21 protein-coding genes and 1 pseudogene are annotated in these 19,219 nt (G+C 43.0%); 20 read left to right on the top strand and 2 right to left on the bottom strand.

The genetic code is table 11. From position 1 onward, the window contains the following. The first annotated feature begins 95 nt into the window (after window positions 1-95). The gene (locus tag BR63_RS11695) at window positions 96-737 is read left to right on the top strand and encodes an acyltransferase (protein ID WP_051965438.1); all 642 of its coding nucleotides are present in this window, start codon (window positions 96-98) and stop codon (window positions 735-737) included. 237 nt (window positions 738-974) lie between these two features. Here the strand turns inward: BR63_RS11695 and BR63_RS11690 are convergent. Further along, window positions 975-1,316 (bottom strand): annotated as a pseudogene (locus tag BR63_RS11690) (transposase); the annotation flags it as partial. A gap of 94 nt (window positions 1,317-1,410) precedes the next feature. Continuing rightward, window positions 1,411-1,527, bottom strand: coding sequence for a tyrosine-type recombinase/integrase (locus BR63_RS11685; protein ID WP_276568903.1), 117 nt, complete (start codon window positions 1,525-1,527; stop codon window positions 1,411-1,413). A 169-nt stretch (window positions 1,528-1,696) separates the two neighbouring features. Between BR63_RS11685 and sigI the strand changes: the two genes are divergently transcribed. The 19 genes from sigI to BR63_RS11590 all read left to right on the top strand — a co-directional run bounded on the left by sigI (window position 1,697) and on the right by BR63_RS11590 (window position 19,126). Next, the gene (sigI, locus tag BR63_RS11680; RefSeq protein ID WP_051965436.1) at window positions 1,697-2,476 is read left to right on the top strand and encodes an RNA polymerase sigma-I factor; all 780 of its coding nucleotides are present in this window, start codon (window positions 1,697-1,699) and stop codon (window positions 2,474-2,476) included. Next, the gene (locus tag BR63_RS11675; RefSeq protein ID WP_034420348.1) at window positions 2,469-3,770 is read left to right on the top strand and encodes an anti-sigma-I factor RsgI family protein; all 1,302 of its coding nucleotides are present in this window, start codon (window positions 2,469-2,471) and stop codon (window positions 3,768-3,770) included. The genes sigI and BR63_RS11675 overlap by 8 nt, the downstream gene beginning before the upstream one ends. Window positions 3,771-3,903: 133 nt before the next feature. Then, entirely contained in the window at window positions 3,904-4,890 is a 987-nt protein-coding gene (locus tag BR63_RS19570; protein ID WP_051965435.1) for a copper amine oxidase N-terminal domain-containing protein, read from the top strand. 385 nt (window positions 4,891-5,275) lie between these two features. Continuing rightward, window positions 5,276-5,677, top strand: coding sequence for a nucleotidyltransferase substrate binding protein (locus tag BR63_RS11665; protein ID WP_034420347.1), 402 nt, complete (start codon window positions 5,276-5,278; stop codon window positions 5,675-5,677). Next, complete coding sequence (locus BR63_RS11660; RefSeq protein WP_081908020.1) at window positions 5,674-5,982, top strand: nucleotidyltransferase domain-containing protein; 309 nt, start codon at window positions 5,674-5,676, stop codon at window positions 5,980-5,982. The genes BR63_RS11665 and BR63_RS11660 overlap by 4 nt, the downstream gene beginning before the upstream one ends. Continuing rightward, on the top strand, window positions 5,969-6,187 hold the full coding sequence (locus tag BR63_RS11655; RefSeq protein WP_034420346.1) for a hypothetical protein: 219 nt from the start codon (window positions 5,969-5,971) through the stop codon (window positions 6,185-6,187). The genes BR63_RS11660 and BR63_RS11655 overlap by 14 nt, the downstream gene beginning before the upstream one ends. A gap of 60 nt (window positions 6,188-6,247) precedes the next feature. Continuing rightward, window positions 6,248-6,613 carry a flagellar protein FlaG gene (locus tag BR63_RS11650; protein ID WP_034420345.1) on the top strand — a complete coding sequence of 122 codons (366 nt, stop codon included), beginning with the start codon at window positions 6,248-6,250 and terminating at the stop codon, window positions 6,611-6,613. Window positions 6,614-6,626: 13 nt separating this feature from the next. After that, the gene (gene fliD / locus BR63_RS11645; protein ID WP_034420344.1) at window positions 6,627-8,327 is read left to right on the top strand and encodes a flagellar filament capping protein FliD; all 1,701 of its coding nucleotides are present in this window, start codon (window positions 6,627-6,629) and stop codon (window positions 8,325-8,327) included. Between the two features lie 57 nt (window positions 8,328-8,384). After that, window positions 8,385-8,798, top strand: coding sequence for a flagellar export chaperone FliS (fliS, locus tag BR63_RS11640; protein WP_034420343.1), 414 nt, complete (start codon window positions 8,385-8,387; stop codon window positions 8,796-8,798). Then, complete coding sequence (gene flgN, locus BR63_RS11635) at window positions 8,788-9,291, top strand: flagellar export chaperone FlgN (protein WP_034420342.1); 504 nt, start codon at window positions 8,788-8,790, stop codon at window positions 9,289-9,291. The genes fliS and flgN overlap by 11 nt, the downstream gene beginning before the upstream one ends. Before the next feature lie 429 nt (window positions 9,292-9,720). Next, window positions 9,721-10,554, top strand: coding sequence for a basic amino acid ABC transporter substrate-binding protein (locus tag BR63_RS11630; protein WP_034420341.1), 834 nt, complete (start codon window positions 9,721-9,723; stop codon window positions 10,552-10,554). A 126-nt stretch (window positions 10,555-10,680) separates the two neighbouring features. Continuing rightward, window positions 10,681-11,364 (top strand): amino acid ABC transporter permease, encoded by a 684-nt coding sequence (locus tag BR63_RS11625; protein WP_034420431.1) that lies wholly within the window; start codon window positions 10,681-10,683, stop codon window positions 11,362-11,364. Next, window positions 11,348-12,070, top strand: a complete 723-nt coding sequence (locus tag BR63_RS11620) for an amino acid ABC transporter ATP-binding protein (protein WP_034420340.1) — start codon at window positions 11,348-11,350, stop codon at window positions 12,068-12,070. Before BR63_RS11625 ends, BR63_RS11620 begins: the two co-directional genes overlap by 17 nt. Window positions 12,071-12,314: 244 nt before the next feature. Beyond that, window positions 12,315-12,512 (top strand): cold shock domain-containing protein, encoded by a 198-nt coding sequence (locus tag BR63_RS11615; RefSeq protein ID WP_034420339.1) that lies wholly within the window; start codon window positions 12,315-12,317, stop codon window positions 12,510-12,512. A gap of 178 nt (window positions 12,513-12,690) precedes the next feature. Then, window positions 12,691-13,224, top strand: a complete 534-nt coding sequence (hpf, locus tag BR63_RS11610; RefSeq protein WP_034420337.1) for a ribosome hibernation-promoting factor, HPF/YfiA family — start codon at window positions 12,691-12,693, stop codon at window positions 13,222-13,224. 113 nt (window positions 13,225-13,337) lie between these two features. Continuing rightward, on the top strand, window positions 13,338-16,007 hold the full coding sequence (secA, locus tag BR63_RS11605) for a preprotein translocase subunit SecA (protein WP_034420335.1): 2,670 nt from the start codon (window positions 13,338-13,340) through the stop codon (window positions 16,005-16,007). 12 nt (window positions 16,008-16,019) lie between these two features. Then, a protein-coding gene (gene prfB / locus BR63_RS11600; RefSeq protein ID WP_153802007.1) for a peptide chain release factor 2 occupies window positions 16,020-17,130 on the top strand; the annotation gives its coding sequence in 2 pieces (ribosomal slippage) (window positions 16,020-16,088 and window positions 16,090-17,130; 1,110 coding nt in all). A gap of 220 nt (window positions 17,131-17,350) precedes the next feature. Then, window positions 17,351-18,172: a transketolase gene (locus BR63_RS11595; protein ID WP_034420334.1), complete on the top strand. Its 822-nt coding sequence runs from the start codon at window positions 17,351-17,353 to the stop codon at window positions 18,170-18,172. Between the two features lie 12 nt (window positions 18,173-18,184). Continuing rightward, entirely contained in the window at window positions 18,185-19,126 is a 942-nt protein-coding gene (locus BR63_RS11590) for a transketolase family protein (RefSeq protein ID WP_034420333.1), read from the top strand. The last annotated feature ends 93 nt before the right edge of the window (window positions 19,127-19,219 follow it).

Below are 19,219 nucleotides of genomic sequence, written 5' to 3'. Positions count from 1 at the left end.
TGATATAGGCTGGAGGGAGTCAATTAAAAATATTAATAAGCCCTAATGTTAAGATAAATTATCAGGTATAATTTTGTTCTTGGGGTGATTGAAAAGTGTTAAAGACTAATGAACAATTTTTGTTTTTGGGGAAAAATGTTAAAGTTGAAACTGGAATTAACATAGCGTTGCCCTCAAAAACATGGATAGGAAACAATGTTGAAATTAAAAGGGATGTTTTATTTGGGATACATCCCTTCGGTAATGCCAAGCAAAAGATGAGAATTAAGGTCGATGACAGAACATTTATTGGTCAAAGAGTAATAATAGAATCTTATAATCAGGTTATTATTGAGGAAGATGTTATGATAGCGTCAGGAGTTTATATATCAGACTCACAGCATGAATACAGAAATCCGCAGGTACCACCTATATATCAAGGAACGCAAAGCATTAATAATGTTTTAGTTATTCAACGAGGGGTTTGGATAGGGCATTCAGCTACTGTTTTGGGTAATATAGTCCTTGGTTACGGTAGTGTAATAGGTGCCAATTGTGTAGTAACAACGGACATTCCTTCTCACTGTGTGGTTTATGGAAACCCTGCAAGGATACTTAAGATTTACCATTATCAAAAACAAGAGTGGATAAAACCACAATATGATGAAGAATTAATTGAGATTCTTCAGGAGAGAGGCGAATTCAGGGGATACAATGATAAATTAATATTGCAATCGTTAAGCCGATCTGAGCGCTAAACCAAAAGGCTAGAGGCAAACCCTCGGTTTTTTTTATCAGGCTTTTAACAAATGTCGAAAAGAAAATCTTTCACCTTGACAGCGGGGATGGTTCTTGAAGGGGTCAATCGGAGGTTTTGCGTGTAAAAAAGGCTCAACAATCATATATAGCTAATTGATGAGCCATCATTATACCGATATTCCTACTGACAAAATTTTCGATTGACCCAGAAGAACGAAGTCGCGGTGTTAGGATTCCGTGTTCTCATCCATGGAAACAATCCTGGTATTGGATATGGCTATACGGTGTGTGTATCTCCCAAGGTATTGGACTACCGCCAGGGGGCCTGAAAAGGTCCTTTTTGTATAAGTATACCAGTTTTGGGCATAGCATTGGTCTAGCAAACGGGAGAAAGATTTGGGATTGCGGTATTCTTCTGCATTGCCATAAAATTTAAGCAAGTTTTGGCGGTAGTACTGTTTTAGGTAGTGCAGATATTTGCCACGGAACTTTTTTGCCAATACCTTCACAGGAATAAAGAACTTTTTGCTGCTATTGCGCCACTGATTGTTCTCTGATAATCCCCCTGCCAATACCATCGTATACTGAGGGTAAAATCTAAGGAAAACATCCTGCACCGTAGTCATTTCGTGTCATCAATGTCCAGGGACTCTTGATACCCATAAGACTCTTTCACATCATGTGAAGGTATGTCAATGTAGTTTGAAGGTTCTTATGACCCAGCATTTGCTGGATGAACACAGGGTCGATTCCGCTTTCCAAGGCATGTGTAGCAAAACAGTGCCGCAATGTATGTGCAGAGCTACAGGAATATGTATTGACTGAAAAGAATTACAATAATATGACTGACAAAGAAATCATTTGTCGACAAATAGAGCATTTTCCCCTTACATAGCCCCTAAAAAAGGATAATTACCCGTATAAAGTTTATCCAGGTAATAAAGTGGCAGGTGAGGTTATGAGACAAGAAGGAATGGAAAATATCATCAGAAGGATACAATCAGGCAATCAGGCACTTCGCGAAGAACTGATATATTACTACCGTTCCAACATTTTAGAAATTGCTGCAGGGGTTTGCGGCAGAAAACTGGAGTGGGAAAATGATGATGAACTGAGTATCAGTTTACTGGCTTTCAACGAAGCCATTGATACTTACAATCCTTCTTATGGTAAGGAATTTCATAATTATGCCCGGCTGGTTATTAAAAGCCGCCTGATTGACCACTTTCGTAAAGAAGCCCGGCATAAGCATCTCCCCCTGGAAGAATTAAATGAAGACAATATAGTTGTGCAAAAATGGGAAGTGGAAAGTGCCTGGAAGAAGTATAATGAGGAACAATTGGCTTTAGAGCGGGCTGAAGAAATGGCACTTTTTCAAAAGATGTTACAGTCCTTTGGCATATCATTCTGCCAATTAGAAATTTCCTGTCCCAAACACCAGGATACTCGTGAAATTTTAATAGAAATTGCAGAGCTTATAGCCAGCCGTAAGGATTTTATAGAATATGTCAACAGGAATAAACAGCTTCCTTTAAAAGAGCTTTCTCTAGTAAGCGGTATAAGCAAAAAAGTAATTAAACGAGGCCGACAGTATATTATTGCAGTTTTTTTAATTATTTCTAATATGGAATTTAAACATTTACGTTCATTCTTCTCGTTACCGTGTAAAAATTACAGCAACACAGAGAGCGCCAAAAAACAAGTTAGCGGTTGGAAAGGAGGTGTCCGGGATGAATAAAATTAAGGGATTAATAGTAAAAACAGAAGGTTCCTGGATGTGGGTAGCTACGGAAGATCGCCGGTTTAGGCGTTTCCCTCTTCCATCCAGTAGTATTAAACCGGGAATGGAAGTGTTGGTAGACTCTAACCAGGTCAATACTTCAAGATCACATCTTCCCAAGGTACTTGCCGCCAGTATAGTATTTCTTTTACTCCTGGGCACGGTAATCAATATTGTTTTCGATAAAACAACAATTGCCTATGTAGCTATAGACATAAATCCCAGTTTGGAGTTGGCCATAAATTCAGAAAATAAAGTAGCAAAAGCCATCCCTTTAAACGAAGATGCCAAGTTATTTCTCCATAGTATCTCCTTGAAAGGCAAGGATGTATGGGAATCTCTAAATATTATCATGGAAAAAGCCCAGAAGGATGGCTTCATTTCCCCTGAGAAAGATAATACAGTTTTAATCACCGTGATCAATATAAAAGGAGACACAAGTTCATTACCACCTTCAGGCATAAAAAATCTTATATCAAATCGAATGAATGAAGAAAACTTACCGGGTAGTGCAGGAATAATGAAAGCTTCCCTAGAAGACAGAGAAAAAGCCCGCCAGGAAGGTCTCTCGCTAAACATTTATCTGATTAGAGAAAAAGCTGCAAGGAGAGGCATCCCCGGATTTTCCAATATATCGCAAAAAGAAACGGCAGATATGGTCAATATTTTAATAAAAGAAGGCATGCTTAATGACTTATTTGATGAAATTGAAACCATACCCAAAAAAGAAAGAGAAAATTTGTCCGCGGGTCTATATCCATTCCCTGAAAATGAAATGGCTAATTCTATAAAAGAAGATCTTAATGTGCCCCATGCAACCAATAAACAAAACCAAACACGGACTACAAATGGAGAAACACCACCGAAACCTGTAAAGCCTAAAATCATTAATAATCCCCCTCCCATTGAGTTAAATCCGAAAAACACGGACCAAAAAAGTAGTCCTGGTTCTGTTATAAATAAACCGGCAACCGTTGATACTACACTTCCAGAGCCCAATAAACAGGATGTAGTAAATACACCAGCTATTAATAACGGACAAGAGAAAAGTGAAATAGATCTACAAGACGAAAAAATGCAAAATAACAGTGAGCAAGAGGATAGTACACCTCCTCTGAAGCCACCTGCTAACGAAAATGACTATGTTGTTAATCAAGGAGCAAATAGTATTGGAGCCGAGGAGAAAGAAGACACTGCCCAGGCCAATGGGCAAACCGGCGGCAGTATTAGCGGAGGAAGTAACATGAGGTAAAAAATAAAAAACAAATGAAATCGAAAAAAGTTTCGGGGGAGAGACCCCGAATCTTTTTCTATTCTACGTAATAAATAATACAAGGATATTTGGGACCATATCCCTAATTTTAAAAACAAGGAGGAGATGTACAATGATTAAAAAACTTGGAGTATTAACACTGGTTCTGATTTTCACCCTGTCCTTAAATAATATGGTCTTGGCGACAGGGAATCCGGTTAGTCCAGGCATTGAGCAAATTAAGGATAACCCGGGAAATACGGAAACGGAGGAAGAAACTGCAGATTATGACGCTAATACAACACCCGGCACCGGGGAAAATGAGCCTAAGCCTGTAACAGGCCCAGTACCCAGTCAAAAATTGTTTGGTATGGGAATACCGGGATTACACATTGCTTTAGACAGAGTTAAAGCTAACGGCTCACCCGTAGCTCAGAAGGTTTTAGAAAAACTGATTGAATCTCAAGGTGACATGCAATCAGTTGCCCAAACTTTAGGGGATATGGCCCAGGAAGAACTTGAAGACATCGATGAGAAAACCAGAGAAGAATTGGAGAAAGTTGCTGAAGAATTGGAAGAAAAAATAGAGCAAGAAAAGGAACAAATGGAAAATGAAGATAAAAAGCAAGTTTTAGCCAAGATTGCCGAATTCTATAATAATATGGGTTCTAGAGAAAAGGCTCTGGCTAACTTAGAAGAAATACTTAAATTTATGCCTCAAGATTTAGCTACGTACCAAGAGATAGGACAAATCTATAAGAAAATGGGAAATGAAGAGCTTAAAGCCTTTGTTAATGGCCAACAGCCTGTCTTTGATGTAAAGCCTAGAGTGCAAAACGGTAGAACCCTCGTGCCATTCAGAGCATTAGGTGAAGCCCTGGGCGCTACTATTAACTGGGATCCCTCTACCCAAACAGTGTCTTTCAAAAAAGGTGATAATGTAGTACAGCTTCCCGTAGGTGAAAAGTCAGCGCTAGTAAATGGCCGGCAATATACCCTTGATATTCCGGCATTCATCGAAAACGGACGCACATTAGTGCCCCTACGGTTTATCAGCGAAGCCCTTAAAGCCAAAGTTCAATATTTACCCGATACCCAAATGGTAATAGTCACTGAATAGAGTAGATTTTATTACCGATTGGTCTGATAAAAAAAGAATACAACAGACTAAAAGCTGGCATGTTACAGCCAGCTTGAATTAGGGCCAGTTCTTGACTTGATTCCTATTCAAGTCAAGAACTGGCCTCGACATATCGCACAAAAAGACCCGCATAAAGCGGGTTTTTTTGTGCGACAGCGGGGACGGTTCTCGCTGTCGCATTTGTCCGGCAAAACAGGTGATTTATTGTTCTTTGTTGCTTATATAGTTTCCTATTTGTATTAGATTCTCAATGGTGTAAAATTATTGTAGGAAAAGACAGAAAGAGAATAACGCTAAATAATATTATGACTTGTTATGAATAAACAGAGGACTTTCCAGTCAGTGGGGAAAGGAGCAAAAAAGGATGAATGAGAAAGATATCAGATGGAGACAGAGATTTGTAAATTTTAAAAAAGCATATAATCAGTTTAATTCGGCAATTATAGATTTTGAAATTTTGAGTGACCTGGAGAAGGAAGGGCTTATTCAAAGGTTTGAGTATACATTTGAATTAGCCTGGAAAACAATGAAGGATTACCTGGAATCTCAAGAGGTTGCAGTGAACTTCCCAAGAGAAGTTATCAAAGCAGCTTTTCACTATGGATTAATAGAAGATGGAGATGTCTGGATGGATATGCTGGATAAGCGAAACCTCCTGGCTCATGCATACGATGAGGAGCGTTTTAAATTAGCTGTGGCAAAAATTAAAAATAATTATCACAAAGCAATAACTCAGGTATATAAAGAATTGGGAGAAAAGCTATGAGGTTTGGCATATCGCAGGAAAGTTTTAATTTAATTATGCACACACTATCTTTGTGGCCAGAAATTGAAAAGGCTGCAGTTTTTGGCAGTCGAGCCATGGGAAATTATAAAAGAGGGTCGGATGTGGACATAGTTCTATACGGTTCCAATATAACGACAGACATAATAGACGCTTTAAGTGTTATGCTTAACGAGAAGCTGCCGTTACCTTATTATTTTGACATAATTCATTATGAATCTTTAAAAAATGCTTCTTTAAAGGAGCATATAGACATATACGGCAGGTTATTTTATGGGCCACAGTGAAGGAAGAGCAAATGCGACAGTGGGGACGGTTCCTGCTGTTGCATTATTTTTTAGACTGCCAGATATTTTGGCAGTTGAAGCGGCAAGAATTTTACTCGGTAGACTGGCGGAAATATTGCAAAAGATTTATCAGCTTGTGATGGAAAAGCAGGATGCATGGATGGAAGTAAGAAGTTTTTACAATAAAAATGATCTAAACATCTAAACTTTTTAGTTTAACATCCGATATATATATTAAGGAATTGAAGTAGAAGGGTGGATCTATATGCGTGTGGACGGTATAAGTGTGGTTGGAACAAACCAAAACACACAACAAAACATAAACAGGGAAGTTCAGGAGCCAAGAGTAAAAGATAAGCCTGTGGATAATCCTGCTCCTGTTCAGAATGGTGGAGAGAATAAATATGCGGAAGAGGAACTAATCAGTGCTATTGAAAAGGCCAATCAAAAGTTTGAGTTATATGAGAAGAGGCTAGAGTTTTCCATCCATGAAGAGACGAAGCAAATCATGATAAAAGTCATTAATACTCAAACTGAGGAGGTTATAAAAGAAATTCCTCCCGAGAAAATCCTGGATATGGTGGCAAAAATGATGGAAATGGCTGGCCTGTTAGTAGACGAGAAAGCATAAGGTGGTGGTTTAAATGGTCTTTAGAATAGGCGGTCTATCTTCAGGATTAGATATTGACAAAATTGTAGGCGATTTGATGAGAGCCGAAAGAACAAGGTTAGACAAGCTTGAACAGAACAGGCAAATAATCTTGTGGCGCCAGGAGAATTATCACCAGGTAAATAAGGATTTTGCTAACTTTATCTTAGATACCAAAAAAGAATTTGGTCTCACAACTACTACCTCAACAGGAACCTTGTTAAACAAGTCTGTCAGTAGTTTAGACTGGGTGAAAAGTACTACTGTTTCCGATACAACTATAGCCGAAGTAACGGCGAGAGCCGATGCTGTGAAGGGTACCTATACGGTCAATGTAAAAAGCTTGGCTACCAACTGGTCCGCAGCCAGTGAGAGTAATATTTCTGTAGGGGATAAGGGTAACCTTAGTACCCAATTCGGTTTAAATAATAATGATACCATCAACTTTACCATTACTAACAAAGACGGAAAATCAGTGACAATTAATAAAACCAATCTTACCAATGTTACAATAAATGATATAGTAAATGAAATAAACAACGCTAACCTGGGTATTACAGCTTCCTACGACAGTACCATTGATCGCTTTTTCCTGCAGGTTAATAAGACAGGTGCGGAAAATACTATTACCATTACCGACAACAGTACCTTAAGTGATGGTTCTACCAGATTTGATTTCATTACTGGAAATACCTCTTTGTTAAAAATGAAGTATATAGATAACAATGGTGTTAGTCAAACAGTTTTAAATGGTACCTATGCAGGCACCAATGCGGTAATCGATCTGGGGGCTGCTACAGGGATTGTGCAGAGTTCCAATCAATTTACCATTAATGGTTTAGGTTTTAATCTAAAAAAAGTAGGAGGCCCGATTACCGTTGATGTGGCCACTAACGTTACCAGTGTTTATGAAAAGATAGAGAAATTTGTAGAAAAATACAATGAGCTAATGGATAAAATCGGGACTGAATTAGCTGAGGAAAGATACAGGGATTATTTACCACTTACTAAAGAACAAAAAGAAGCCATGTCGGAAAAAGAAATTGAACTCTGGGAAGAAAAGGCTAAAAGTGGTCTTTTAAAAAATGATCAGATAATGGAGAGAACCTTACAATCAATAAGAAGCGGTATGTATCAGGAAGTAAGCGGGGTTACCGGTATATACGACCAGTTGACTGAAATTGGGATTACCACAGAAGGTTATACCAGTGGGTCTCGGGGTGGTAAACTTGTTATTGACAAAGACAAATTAACGAAGGCTATTGAAGACAATGTTGACAGTGTTCTGGAACTTTTATTTAAGGAACCTAGTGAAGCTTTAAAATATAAATCAGAAAGCAGCATGACCAGTTCTGAAATAAGCCAAAAAAGAAGTGAAAGCGGGCTTATAACAAGACTCTACGATAATATCATCACAGGAATGAAGGACGTGATAAACAAGGCTGGAACTGGTGATAACTCTGAGCTATACAGAAGCGTAAGTGCCAATATCTTAATAGACTTTGTGACTATATACGGTAGTATAAGCTACCTGGATAAAGATGTTACGGAATTAGATGGCAAAATTGAGAATATGAACGACTACCTGGTAACAATTGAAGACCGTTACTGGCAGAAATTCACGGCTATGGAAAAGGCTTTAAGCCAGATGAATGCCCAGAGTGCCTGGTTGGCTCAGCAGTTTAGCCAGCGTTAACCGTGAACAGTGAACGTTAACCGTTCACCGTATAATAAAATCTTGGAGGTATGATATATGGCCTTACCGAACCCATATCAGCAGTACAGGCAGCAGCAGGTGAATACCGCGACACCGGACAAGCTTTTAATTATGCTTTACGATGGCGCGATTCGTTTTTGCAGTCAAGCTAAAATAGCCATTGAGAGTAGAAATCTGGAACAAGCCCATGTCAATCTAACGAAGGCGCAAAACATTATTATCGAATTCATGACCACCTTAAATATGGACTACGAGATCTCAAGGAATCTCTATTCCCTTTATGACTATCTCTATAACCGTCTAGTCGAGGCTAATATGAAAAAAGATACGGCAATTATTGACGAATTAATAGGTTTCCTCACAGATTTACGGAAAACCTGGGCAGAAGCGGCAACAAAACTAAAAGCGGAGAATGGACCCCTGACAGGGGGTGTCTCCCTTGAAGGATAGCATCATCAATCTCATCCTGGAACGGATAGCCCAGAACTACGAGGAGCAGATTCCTTATTACGAAGAGATGTACAGGATCGCCCGCGAACAGCAAGCACTCCTCCAGCAGGCCGAGATAGATACGGATTTACTGCTTGGTCTTATCAACCAACGTCAGGAGTTGATAGAGAACCTTGAGGGTAGAAACAGGGAAATTTCCCTGATTAGGGACGAGGTATGCCAGGCTCTGGAGATTAAGGAGTTTAATATTACGAATATCCAAAACCGTGTTAATGGACCGGGCACTCATGCTTTGACTACTGTTCTGGCCGAATTGAGTACCGTCCTTACCAAAATAAAAGAACTGGATAAAAAGAATGAAGAGCTGCTGCGTGAGGGAATTACTAAAGTAAAGGATAAACTCAGGCAGATGCAGGATGCCAAGAAGGCTACGAAAGCCTATCAGCCGGCTGCTCCCTTACGTGACGGCGTGTTTATCGATTATAATAGATGATCTATGGAGGACCTCCGCGAACGGGGGTCTTCTGTTTCTCAAGGCTTTACGGAATATTACAAGTTTCCGGATAATTTTTACGCATACTGTTAAAATTGTATAAAAAAAGTGTATTTCGACAAAAATAAACATAAGCAATTGTGTCAATAGGGCTTATCGACTAATTCGGATTTAATTCGTGGTGTGAAACCTAAGTTATCCACAGCATGCACCTGTTGTATTTAGAGTTACTAACAGAGTTATACACATTATCCACAGGTTTTGTGTAAAAAGAAGGATTGTCAAAGAAACCCTATCCGGGCAATTTGTTGCCCAATAGTGTATTTGCAGGACGGACTGTAAGATATTTCCCCTACTATTGATAATATATACAGGGGCATGTATAATTATTTTGGCTAGCAAAGAAAAGTATGTAGGGAGGCACGTAAGATGAATAAGTATGGCAAAATAATGCTGGTGATTCTCCTGGCCTTAGGGCTTGTGCTATCAGCTGCGGCTTGTGGGAAACCTGCCCCTGCTCCACAACCACCTAAGCAAGAACTCCCCAAGGAACAACCCAAACCGGAAGTAGTTTACAAAGTCGGAACAGAACCAACTTTTCCACCCTTTGAATTTTTAGATAAGAACACCAATCAAATTACCGGTTTTGACATTGAATTGATTAAAGCCATTGCTCAGGAAGAAGGTTTCAAAGTAGAAATAATAAATTTGGGTTTTGAAGGACTGATTCCTGCTTTACAAGCCGGCACCATTAACATTATTGCATCAGGCATGACCATCACAGACAAGCGTAAAGAACAGATCGACTTTTCTAATCCCTATGTTAACTCCGGTCTTGCTATTGCCGTTGCAAAAAACAACGATACAATCAAATCCGAAGCTGACCTCAAAGGTAAAAAGGTTGCTGTTCAGATCGGTACAACCGGTGCCAACAAGGCTGATGAGCTGAAGAAGAAAGGCATCATTAAAACCATTAAAACTTACAACACTGTTGATGTAGTGATGGCTGAAGTGGCTAAGGGTACTGTGGATGCGGCCATAAACGATGCCCCTGTGACCCAGGACTTCATCAGCAAAGGCCATTCGGAAATTAAGATTGTTGGCGATCTCTTAGACAGTGAACAGTATGGCTTTGCTGTGGCCAAAGGTAAAAAAGAACTTCTGGATAAGATCAATTCCGGTCTTAAAAAAGTTATTGAGAAAGGAAAATATGAGGAACTCCGGAAGAAATATAACTTGCCTGAAACTGCATTACCTAAGTAGTTCCGGATTAGTTTCCAGTTAAAAGAATGCCTGGAATATTCAAGGGATAATAATACTAAAGGATTATGCGGCGTAACATTTCTATGTTACGCCGCGCTTATATGGATAAGAGGTGAGGATGTGACTATCAACTTTACAGAAATATTTATTGAAGCATTACCCAATCTCTTTGAGGGTGCATTAACTACTATATGGATTACTGCTTTTGCCGTTTTTATAGGGGTAATGATTGGCCTTTTTATGGGGTTGGCCCGTTTATCACACAACGTGATTATTAAAACACTGGCTATCATGTATATAGATTTTATCCGGGGAACACCCCTGTTGGTTCAAATATTTATCATTTATTTTGGTATTCCCAATTTACTATATATGCTTACACACCAGCAGCATCCTATCGACGCCTACGTAGCAGCTATTGCTGCCTGCGGCATTAACTCCGGGGCTTATGTGGCGGAGATTGTCAGAGCAGGCATCCAGTCCATCGACCGGGGACAGATGGAAGCAGCCCGTTCCTTAGGTATGACGCATAATCAAGCCATGAAATATATTATTCTTCCCCAGGCCTTTAAACGTATCATTCCTCCTCTGGGCAACGAGTTTATTGCCATGTTGAAGGACACCTCCCTATTATCAGCCATAGGTATTACTGAATTGACCCGCCAGGGCCAGCTGTATATTGCTATTACCGCGGCACCTTTTCCTGTTTATGCCGGGGTTTTGCTGATGTATTTAGTGATGACCCTGAGTATTTCCCGTCTGGTAGCTTTCACAGAAAGGAGGTTGGCTAAGAGTGATCGTCGTGCGTAATCTTTACAAAAGCTTTGGCAAACTTGAAGTCCTCAAAGATATTACCAATTCCGTAAAAGAACGGGAAGTGGTGGTGGTGATCGGACCTTCCGGCTCGGGCAAGAGCACTTTCCTTCGCTGTTTAAACCTCCTGGAAAAGCCTACCTCCGGGGAAATCATTATTGATAATATACCGGTAACAGACCCCAGGACCGACATTAATAAACTAAGGGCTGAGGTGGGCATGGTTTTCCAGCGTTTCAACCTTTTCCCCCATATGACGGCCCTGGAAAATATTACACTGGCCACCATGAAGGTAAGGGGCATCAGCAAAGGGGAAGCGGAAGAGAGGGCTTATACCCTGTTAGGTAAAGTTGGCTTGACGGATAAAGCCCATGTCTATCCTGATTCTCTTTCCGGCGGTCAGCAGCAGCGGGTGGCCATTGCCCGGGCTCTGGCCATGCAGCCTAAAGTCATGCTTTTTGATGAACCTACATCTGCCCTGGACCCGGAAATGGTTGGTGAGGTTTTAAGTGTTATGAAGGACCTGGCCAAAGAAGGTATGACTATGGTGGTGGTGACCCACGAGATGGGCTTTGCCCGGGAAGTGGGCGACCGGGTGCTGTTTATGGATGAGGGGCGGATAGTGGAAGAAGGAACACCGGAACAAATCTTTAACCGGGCCCAAAATGAGAGGACACAGGCGTTCTTGAGTAAAATACTCTAAGGCGTTAACAGTGAACCGTGCAGACGTTAACCGTGCTTAATTAAATGGTGTGTCGACTCTTTTAAGTACTTTAAGACTTGCATTCAAGGTTCATAATCTAGATATACGGTTGACGGTTAACGTGGTACACAGTTACGTCACTCACACAGTTCGTCGACTAAACTTGACTTTGCGTTATAACAATGTTAAAATCTTCAACGTGGGTAAAAACCCATGGTATTTATTTTTAGGAGGAATGTTTTTAATGCAAGGCAAAGTAAAATGGTTCAACCAGGAAAAAGGTTTCGGTTTCATCGAAAGAGAAGGCGGCAGTGACGTATTCGTGCACTTCTCTGCTATTCAGGAAGATGGGTTCAAAAGCTTGCAGGAAGGTCAAATGGTAGAATTTGATATCGTGGAAGGTCCCAAAGGTTTACAAGCAGCTAATGTAACAAAACTTTAATATCTTTCAGAGAATAGTACCCTGGTATGAAAATACCAGGGTTTTTAGTTTTCCTTTAATTTACCAGGCATAAAGAAATGTTATTCACGTAAAAGTAAGATAAAGTGGATGTTAAAAGCAGGATTTTTTTTGGAGAAGGGGAATACTTAATATAAGAACCTAGAGAGGAGCTGATGGCATGAAATTCCAGATCAGGGGAAAAAATATTCCAGTTACAAACTCACTGAAGGAATACGTTGAAAAAAGGCTAGGGAAGTTAGACAAGTATTTTGAAAATAACCCCGAAGCTATCGTCACTCTCGTGATCGAAAAGGAACAGCACCGTGTAGAAGTAACCATTCCCATAAACGGACTTATCTTACGCGGGGAAGAAGAGTCCATTGATATGTACTCTTCCATTGACCTGGTTGTAGAAAAATTGGAAAAGCAGATTAATAAATACAAAACACGTTTAAGTAAGAAAGTAAAAGCAGTGAGTATCAAAGACATTGCACCTGATCCTTGCGGGGAAAAAATTTCCGAAGATGAAGCGCCTAAAGTCCTGCGGACCAAGCGTTTTGCCATCAAGCCCATGCCCGTTGATGAAGCCATTTTACAGATGAACCTTTTGGGTCACAGCTTCTTTGTTTTCTCCAATGCCGAGACGGAGGAAGTAAATGTGGTTTACAAGCGTAAAGATGGAAACTATGGTCTTATTGAACCGGAGTTCTAAAAGTGCTAAAATTATATGGTGTTAGAAAATGGAACCTTATATAGGTTCCATTTTTTCTAGCCGGAAATGAATATTCGTGATTCGGGAAAATATAAGGAAGCAGGTGTGGCCCTATGGTATTAGGTTTTCTTAAAAACCTGTTAGACGATAACGCCAAAGAAATCAAACGATTAAGTAAAAAAGCAGACATTATTAATAAACTGGAACCTCAAATGCAAATCTTAAGTGACAAAGAACTGGCGGGTAAGACCCAGGAGTTTAAAAAGCGCCTGGAAAGGGGCGAAACCCTGGATGATCTTTTGCCCGAAGCTTTTGCCGTAGTGAGGGAAGCTTCCCGCCGGGTGTTGGGCTTAAGGCATTTTGATGTCCAGCTCATAGGCGGGATGGTCCTCCACGAAGGGAATATTGCGGAAATGAAAACCGGTGAAGGTAAGACCCTGGTGGCTACTCTTCCTGCCTATCTCAATGCCCTTACCGGCAAAGGTGTCCATGTGGTTACGGTGAACGATTACCTGGCCAAGCGGGACAGCGAATGGATGGGCCAGATCTACAAATTTTTAGGGCTATCCGTAGGCTTAATTGTCCATGGCCTGGATTTCGAAGAGCGCAAGGCAGCATATAGAGCCGATATCACTTACGGGACAAACAACGAGTTTGGTTTTGATTACCTGCGGGACAACATGGTTTTCCATGCTGACCATATGGTCCAGCGGGAGCTTCATTATGCCATTGTGGACGAAGTGGACAGTATCCTCATAGATGAAGCCCGGACACCGCTGATTATCTCAGGTCAGGGAGATAAGCCTAAAGATTTATACCAGAAGGTAGCCAAGATCATCCCCCGCCTGCGTAATGTAGAGGATTATACCATTGACGAGAAAGCTAAAGTGGTTACTCTTACCGAGCAGGGTGTAGATAAGGTAGAGAAGCTCTTAGGTGTGGAGAACCTTTATGATGATATCAATATCGAATTAAGTCACCACGTCAACCAGGCCCTGCGGGCCCATACCCTCATGAAAAGAGATGTGGACTATGTGGTCAAAGACGGGGAAATCATCATTGTTGATGAATTTACCGGGCGTTTAATGTTTGGCCGCCGCTACAGTGAGGGTCTGCACCAGGCCATTGAAGCCAAAGAAGGCGTGAAAATAGAAAAAGAATCCCAGACCCTGGCCACCATTACCTTCCAAAACTATTTCCGTATGTATAAGAAGCTGGCCGGTATGACGGGTACGGCCGTTACAGAAGAAGAGGAATTCAGGAAAATCTATGGGCTCGATGTTTATGTGATTCCCACCAATAAACCCATGATCCGCCGGGATCTGCCCGATGTGGTTTACCGTACGGAACAGGGTAAATTTAACGCCGTGGTGGAGGAAATTGCCCATCGTTACGAGAAGGGGCAGCCTGTCCTGGTGGGTACCATTTCCATCGAGAAATCAGAACTTTTAAGCAAGCTCCTCACCCAAAAAGGCGTTCCTCACCAGGTCTTAAACGCCAAGCACCATGAAAAAGAAGCTTTAATTGTCTCCCAGGCCGGTAGGAAGGGGGCCGTTACTGTCTCTACCAATATGGCCGGTCGTGGTACCGACATCCTGCTGGGCGGCAATCCCGGCTTTCTGGCCCGCCAGGAAATGGCGGGGCAGGGCTTTCCCCCTGAAATCATTGAAGAGGCGGTCAGCCACGGTGCCACGGAAGACCCGGACATCTTAAGACTCAGAGAACATTACCGCAAGATATATGAAGCAAAGAAAGAAAAGACGGATAAAGAACATGAAGAAGTAGTAGCTTTAGGCGGTCTTCATATTATCGGTACGGAGCGTCATGAAAGCCGCCGTATTGACAACCAGCTGCGGGGCCGGGCAGGGCGTCAAGGCGACCCTGGCTCCAGCCAGTTTTATATCTCCCTGGAAGACGATTTAATGAGGCTTTTCGGGGCGGAAAACATCATGGGTCTCATGGATAAACTGGGCATGGACGATGAGATGCCCATCGAAAATGCCCTCATTACCCGGGCCATTGAGAATGCCCAGCGCCGGGTGGAAGCCCGCAACTTTGATATCCGTAAACACGTCCTGGAGTATGACGATGTCATGAACCAGCAGCGGGAGGTCATCTATGCCCAGCGCCGCAAGGTTCTCCTGGGAGAGGATATTAAAGAGAATATCGTTGACATGATTGAAAAAGTGGTGGACAAAACCATTGCCCAGTTTTCCGGGGAAAGCCAATATCCCGAAGAATGGGATCTAAAAGGACTTTTGGATCAGGCTGAACAGTTGTTTTTGCCGCACCATACTCTTTCACCTCAGGAGCTAGCTAAGCTTGAGAAAGAAGAGGTAAGGGAACTCCTCCTGGAAAAAGCTATGGAAGCCTACACCAAACGTGAGGCGGAGCTGGGCGCCGCCCAGATGCGGGAACTGGAGCGCCTGGTAACCTTAAAAATTGTGGATCAGAAATGGATGGACCACCTGGACGCCATGGACCAGCTCCGTAACGGCATTGGTTTACGGGCCTACGGCCAGAAGGATCCCCTGGTGGAATACAAGTATGAAGCCTATGACATGTTTAGCCAGATGATTGAAGAAATACAACAGGAGATCATCCGTTATATTTATCGCGTTACCTTTATTGAAGAGCCCCAGGAGCGCCAGGATATCGTTGAAAACAAGTATGAGGAAGAAGAACGAAAAACGCCTGCCCAGAGCAGCAAGATTGGACGTAACGAGTCCTGTCCCTGCGGCAGCGGGAAAAAGTATAAGAAATGCTGTGGCAGAGGAAAATAGGAGGTATGAAGCTTGTCTATAGAAATTAAAAGAGAACTGGAACGAACCCAAATACGTTTAGATGAACTCAGGGGGTCTCTTTGACATTGCCGGCAAAGAAAAAACGGTAAAAGAACTGGAAGAAAAGATGTCTGACCCTCATTTTTGGGATGACCTGGAGGAAGCCCAAAAAGTTACGCAAAAGACGACAGTTTTAAAAAATAAGCTACAAGAATTTGGAAAACTAATAACTGACTTCGAAGAGGCCCAGCTCCTTTATGAACTGGGACAGGAGGAAGAGGCTTACCTGGCAGAGGCGGAAAAAGCGTTGGAAAAACTCCGAAACGAGCTGGAGGAGATGGAACTGCAGTTGCTTTTCCGCGATAAATATGACCATAGCAATGCCATTATTTCCTTGCATCCGGGGGCAGGCGGTACGGAATCCCAGGATTGGACGGAAATGCTCTTAAGAATGTACACCCGCTGGGCGGAACGCCGGGGCTTTGAAGTGGAGATGCTGGACTATCTCCCCGGTGATGAGGCCGGAGTGAAAAGTGCCACCCTCTTAATCAAAGGTGAAAACGCTTATGGCTATCTCAAGGCGGAGAAGGGGGTCCACCGTTTGGTGCGTATTTCTCCCTTCGACGCTTCGGGGCGGCGGCATACCTCTTTCGCCGCCATGGATGTGCTGCCGGAAGTAGGGGATGATGCTGCCGATGACATTGTCCTGGACTACTCCCAGATCAAAGTGGATACTTACCGTGCGGGCGGGGCCGGAGGCCAGCACGTGAATAAGACTGACTCGGCCGTGCGGATGACCCACCTGCCTACGGGTATTGTGGTACAGTGCCAGAATGAACGCTCCCAGATTTCCAACCGGTTAGCGGCGGAGAAAATTCTCAAAGCCAAGCTTTTGGAATTGAAACGCCAGGAACAGGAGAAAGAACTGGCCAGCATTAGAGGAGAACAGCAGGATATTGGCTGGGGCAGTCAGATTCGCTCCTATGTTTTCCACCCTTACAGTCTGGTGAAGGACCACCGGACCAACACGGAGGTAGGTAACGTCCATGCTGTAATGGACGGGGAAATAGACGTGTTTATCAATGCCTATCTCAAGATGCAAGCGGGGAAAGCTACGGAGTAGCTTGTTAGTTGATAGTTGGTAGTTGGCAGTTCGCAGTTGGTAGTTAATACGATATTTCGACTGCCGACCGCCGACTTCCGACAATGCTGTACTAGAACATGGACTAGGAAGCAATTAAACTCGGAAATCGGATATCGGATATCGGGAGGCGAAGCCGTATTCGCCTAAAAGGACGTCGGATATCGGAAGACGAAATTCGTTTCAAAGGAGGGTTACCAAAATGGAACAAATAAGCAATGAAAAGAAACTGCAGGAAATAGCGCGGCAGATTCGCAGGAACATTATCACCATGTTGGCGGAAGCCGGTTCGGGTCACCCCGGGGGTTCATTATCAGCGGTGGAAATATTAACTGCCCTGTATTTTCAGGAAATGCGTGTAGATCCTGCCAATCCCCAGTGGCCCGAGCGTGACCGTTTTGTTTTGGGTAAAGGCCATGCCGCCCCTGTACTCTATGCAACTCTGGCAGAAAAGGGTTTTTTCCCACGGGAGGAGCTGTTAACTCTGAGAAAGATCAACAGCCGGCTCCAGGGACACCCTGATATGAGAAAAGTTCCGGGCGTTGATATGTCTACCGGTTCTTTGGGACAGGGATTTTCCGCCTCAGTAGGTATGGCTTTGGCCGGGAAAATGGATAAAAAAGATTATCGCGTTTACCTGTTGTTAGGCGATGGAGAAATCCAGGAAGGGCAGGTTTGGGAAGGGGCTATGGCAGCTGCCCATTATAAGCTGGACAATCTCACGGCCTTTTTAGACCACAACGGGCTTCAGATAGATGGACCGGTCCAAGAGGTGATGTCCCCTGAGCCTGTGGTGGACAAGTTTAAAGCCTTTGGCTGGCATGTGGAACAAATCGACGGACATTCCTTTACCCAGATTACAAGGGCCTTGGAAATTGCCAAAAGCATCAAGGATAAACCCACCATGATTATAGCCGAAACCGTAAAGGGTAAAGGGGTATCCTTTATGGAGAATGAAGCGGGCTGGCACGGTACTGCCCCTAAAAAGGACCAGGCTGCCCAGGCCCTGGAAGAACTGGCATAGGAGGGTAACGAGATGGAAAAAGTAGCAACGCGGGATGCATACGGCAAAGCCCTGGTCAAACTGGGGGAGCAAATGCCCCAGGTGGTGGTACTGGATGCTGATCTTTCCAAATCAACGAAAACCCACGATTTTAAGAAAGTATTTCCCGAAAGATTTATTAACGTAGGGATTGCTGAACAAAATCTCTTAGGGATTGCTGCAGGGATGGCCGCATCGGGTAAAATTGCTTTTGCCAGTACCTTTGCAGTCTTCGCTACCGGGAGAGCCTTTGAACAGATTCGTAATTCTATTGCTTACACAGAGCTGAATGTGAAGATAGCGGCTACCCATGCCGGGCTGACGGTAGGGGAAGACGGGGCTTCCCACCAGGCCATTGTAGATATAGCGGTGATGCGTGCTCTGCCCAATATGACGGTGATTGTTCCTGCCGACGGTACGGAGACGGAGAAGGCTGTGTTTGCTGCCGCGACTCATGATGGACCTGTCTACATAAGGTTAGGCCGGGCGCCGGTGCCGGTTCTTTTTGGCGAAGACTACAAGTTTCAAATAGGAAAAGCTGTTGTTTTAAGGGATGGTAAGGATGTTTCACTGCTGGCCTGCGGCATCATGGTAAATGAAGCGATGAAGGCAGCGGAAGAACTGGCCCGGGAGGGGGTATCCGCCAGGGTCATTAATGTTTCCACACTGAAACCAATGGATAAGGACACTATTATCAAGGCGGCCCTGGAGACAAGGGCCCTGGTTACTGCCGAAGAACACAACATCATCGGCGGCCTGGGCAGCGCTGTGGCCGAAGTTATTGTGGAGAACGCCCCCGTGCCCCTGGAAAGAGTAGGTGTAAGGGATACCTTCGGCGAATCGGGTAAGCCTGAGGAACTCCTGGAAAAATACGGTCTTACCGTGAAAGATATTAAAGAAGCGGCATATAAGGTAATAAAGAGGAAGAAGGGCTGACCATAGAACGGATTCCCTGACGCTTCCCCCTTCCCGCCTACCAACATCCGATATCCGCTTTCCGATATCCGATTAATGTGTATTATCTTTGGA

The sequence above is a fragment of the Thermanaerosceptrum fracticalcis genome, assembly GCF_000746025.2.
GTDB lineage: Bacteria > Bacillota > Peptococcia > DRI-13 > DRI-13 > Thermanaerosceptrum > Thermanaerosceptrum fracticalcis.
This window is presented reverse-complemented; position numbering and strand designations above follow the sequence as displayed.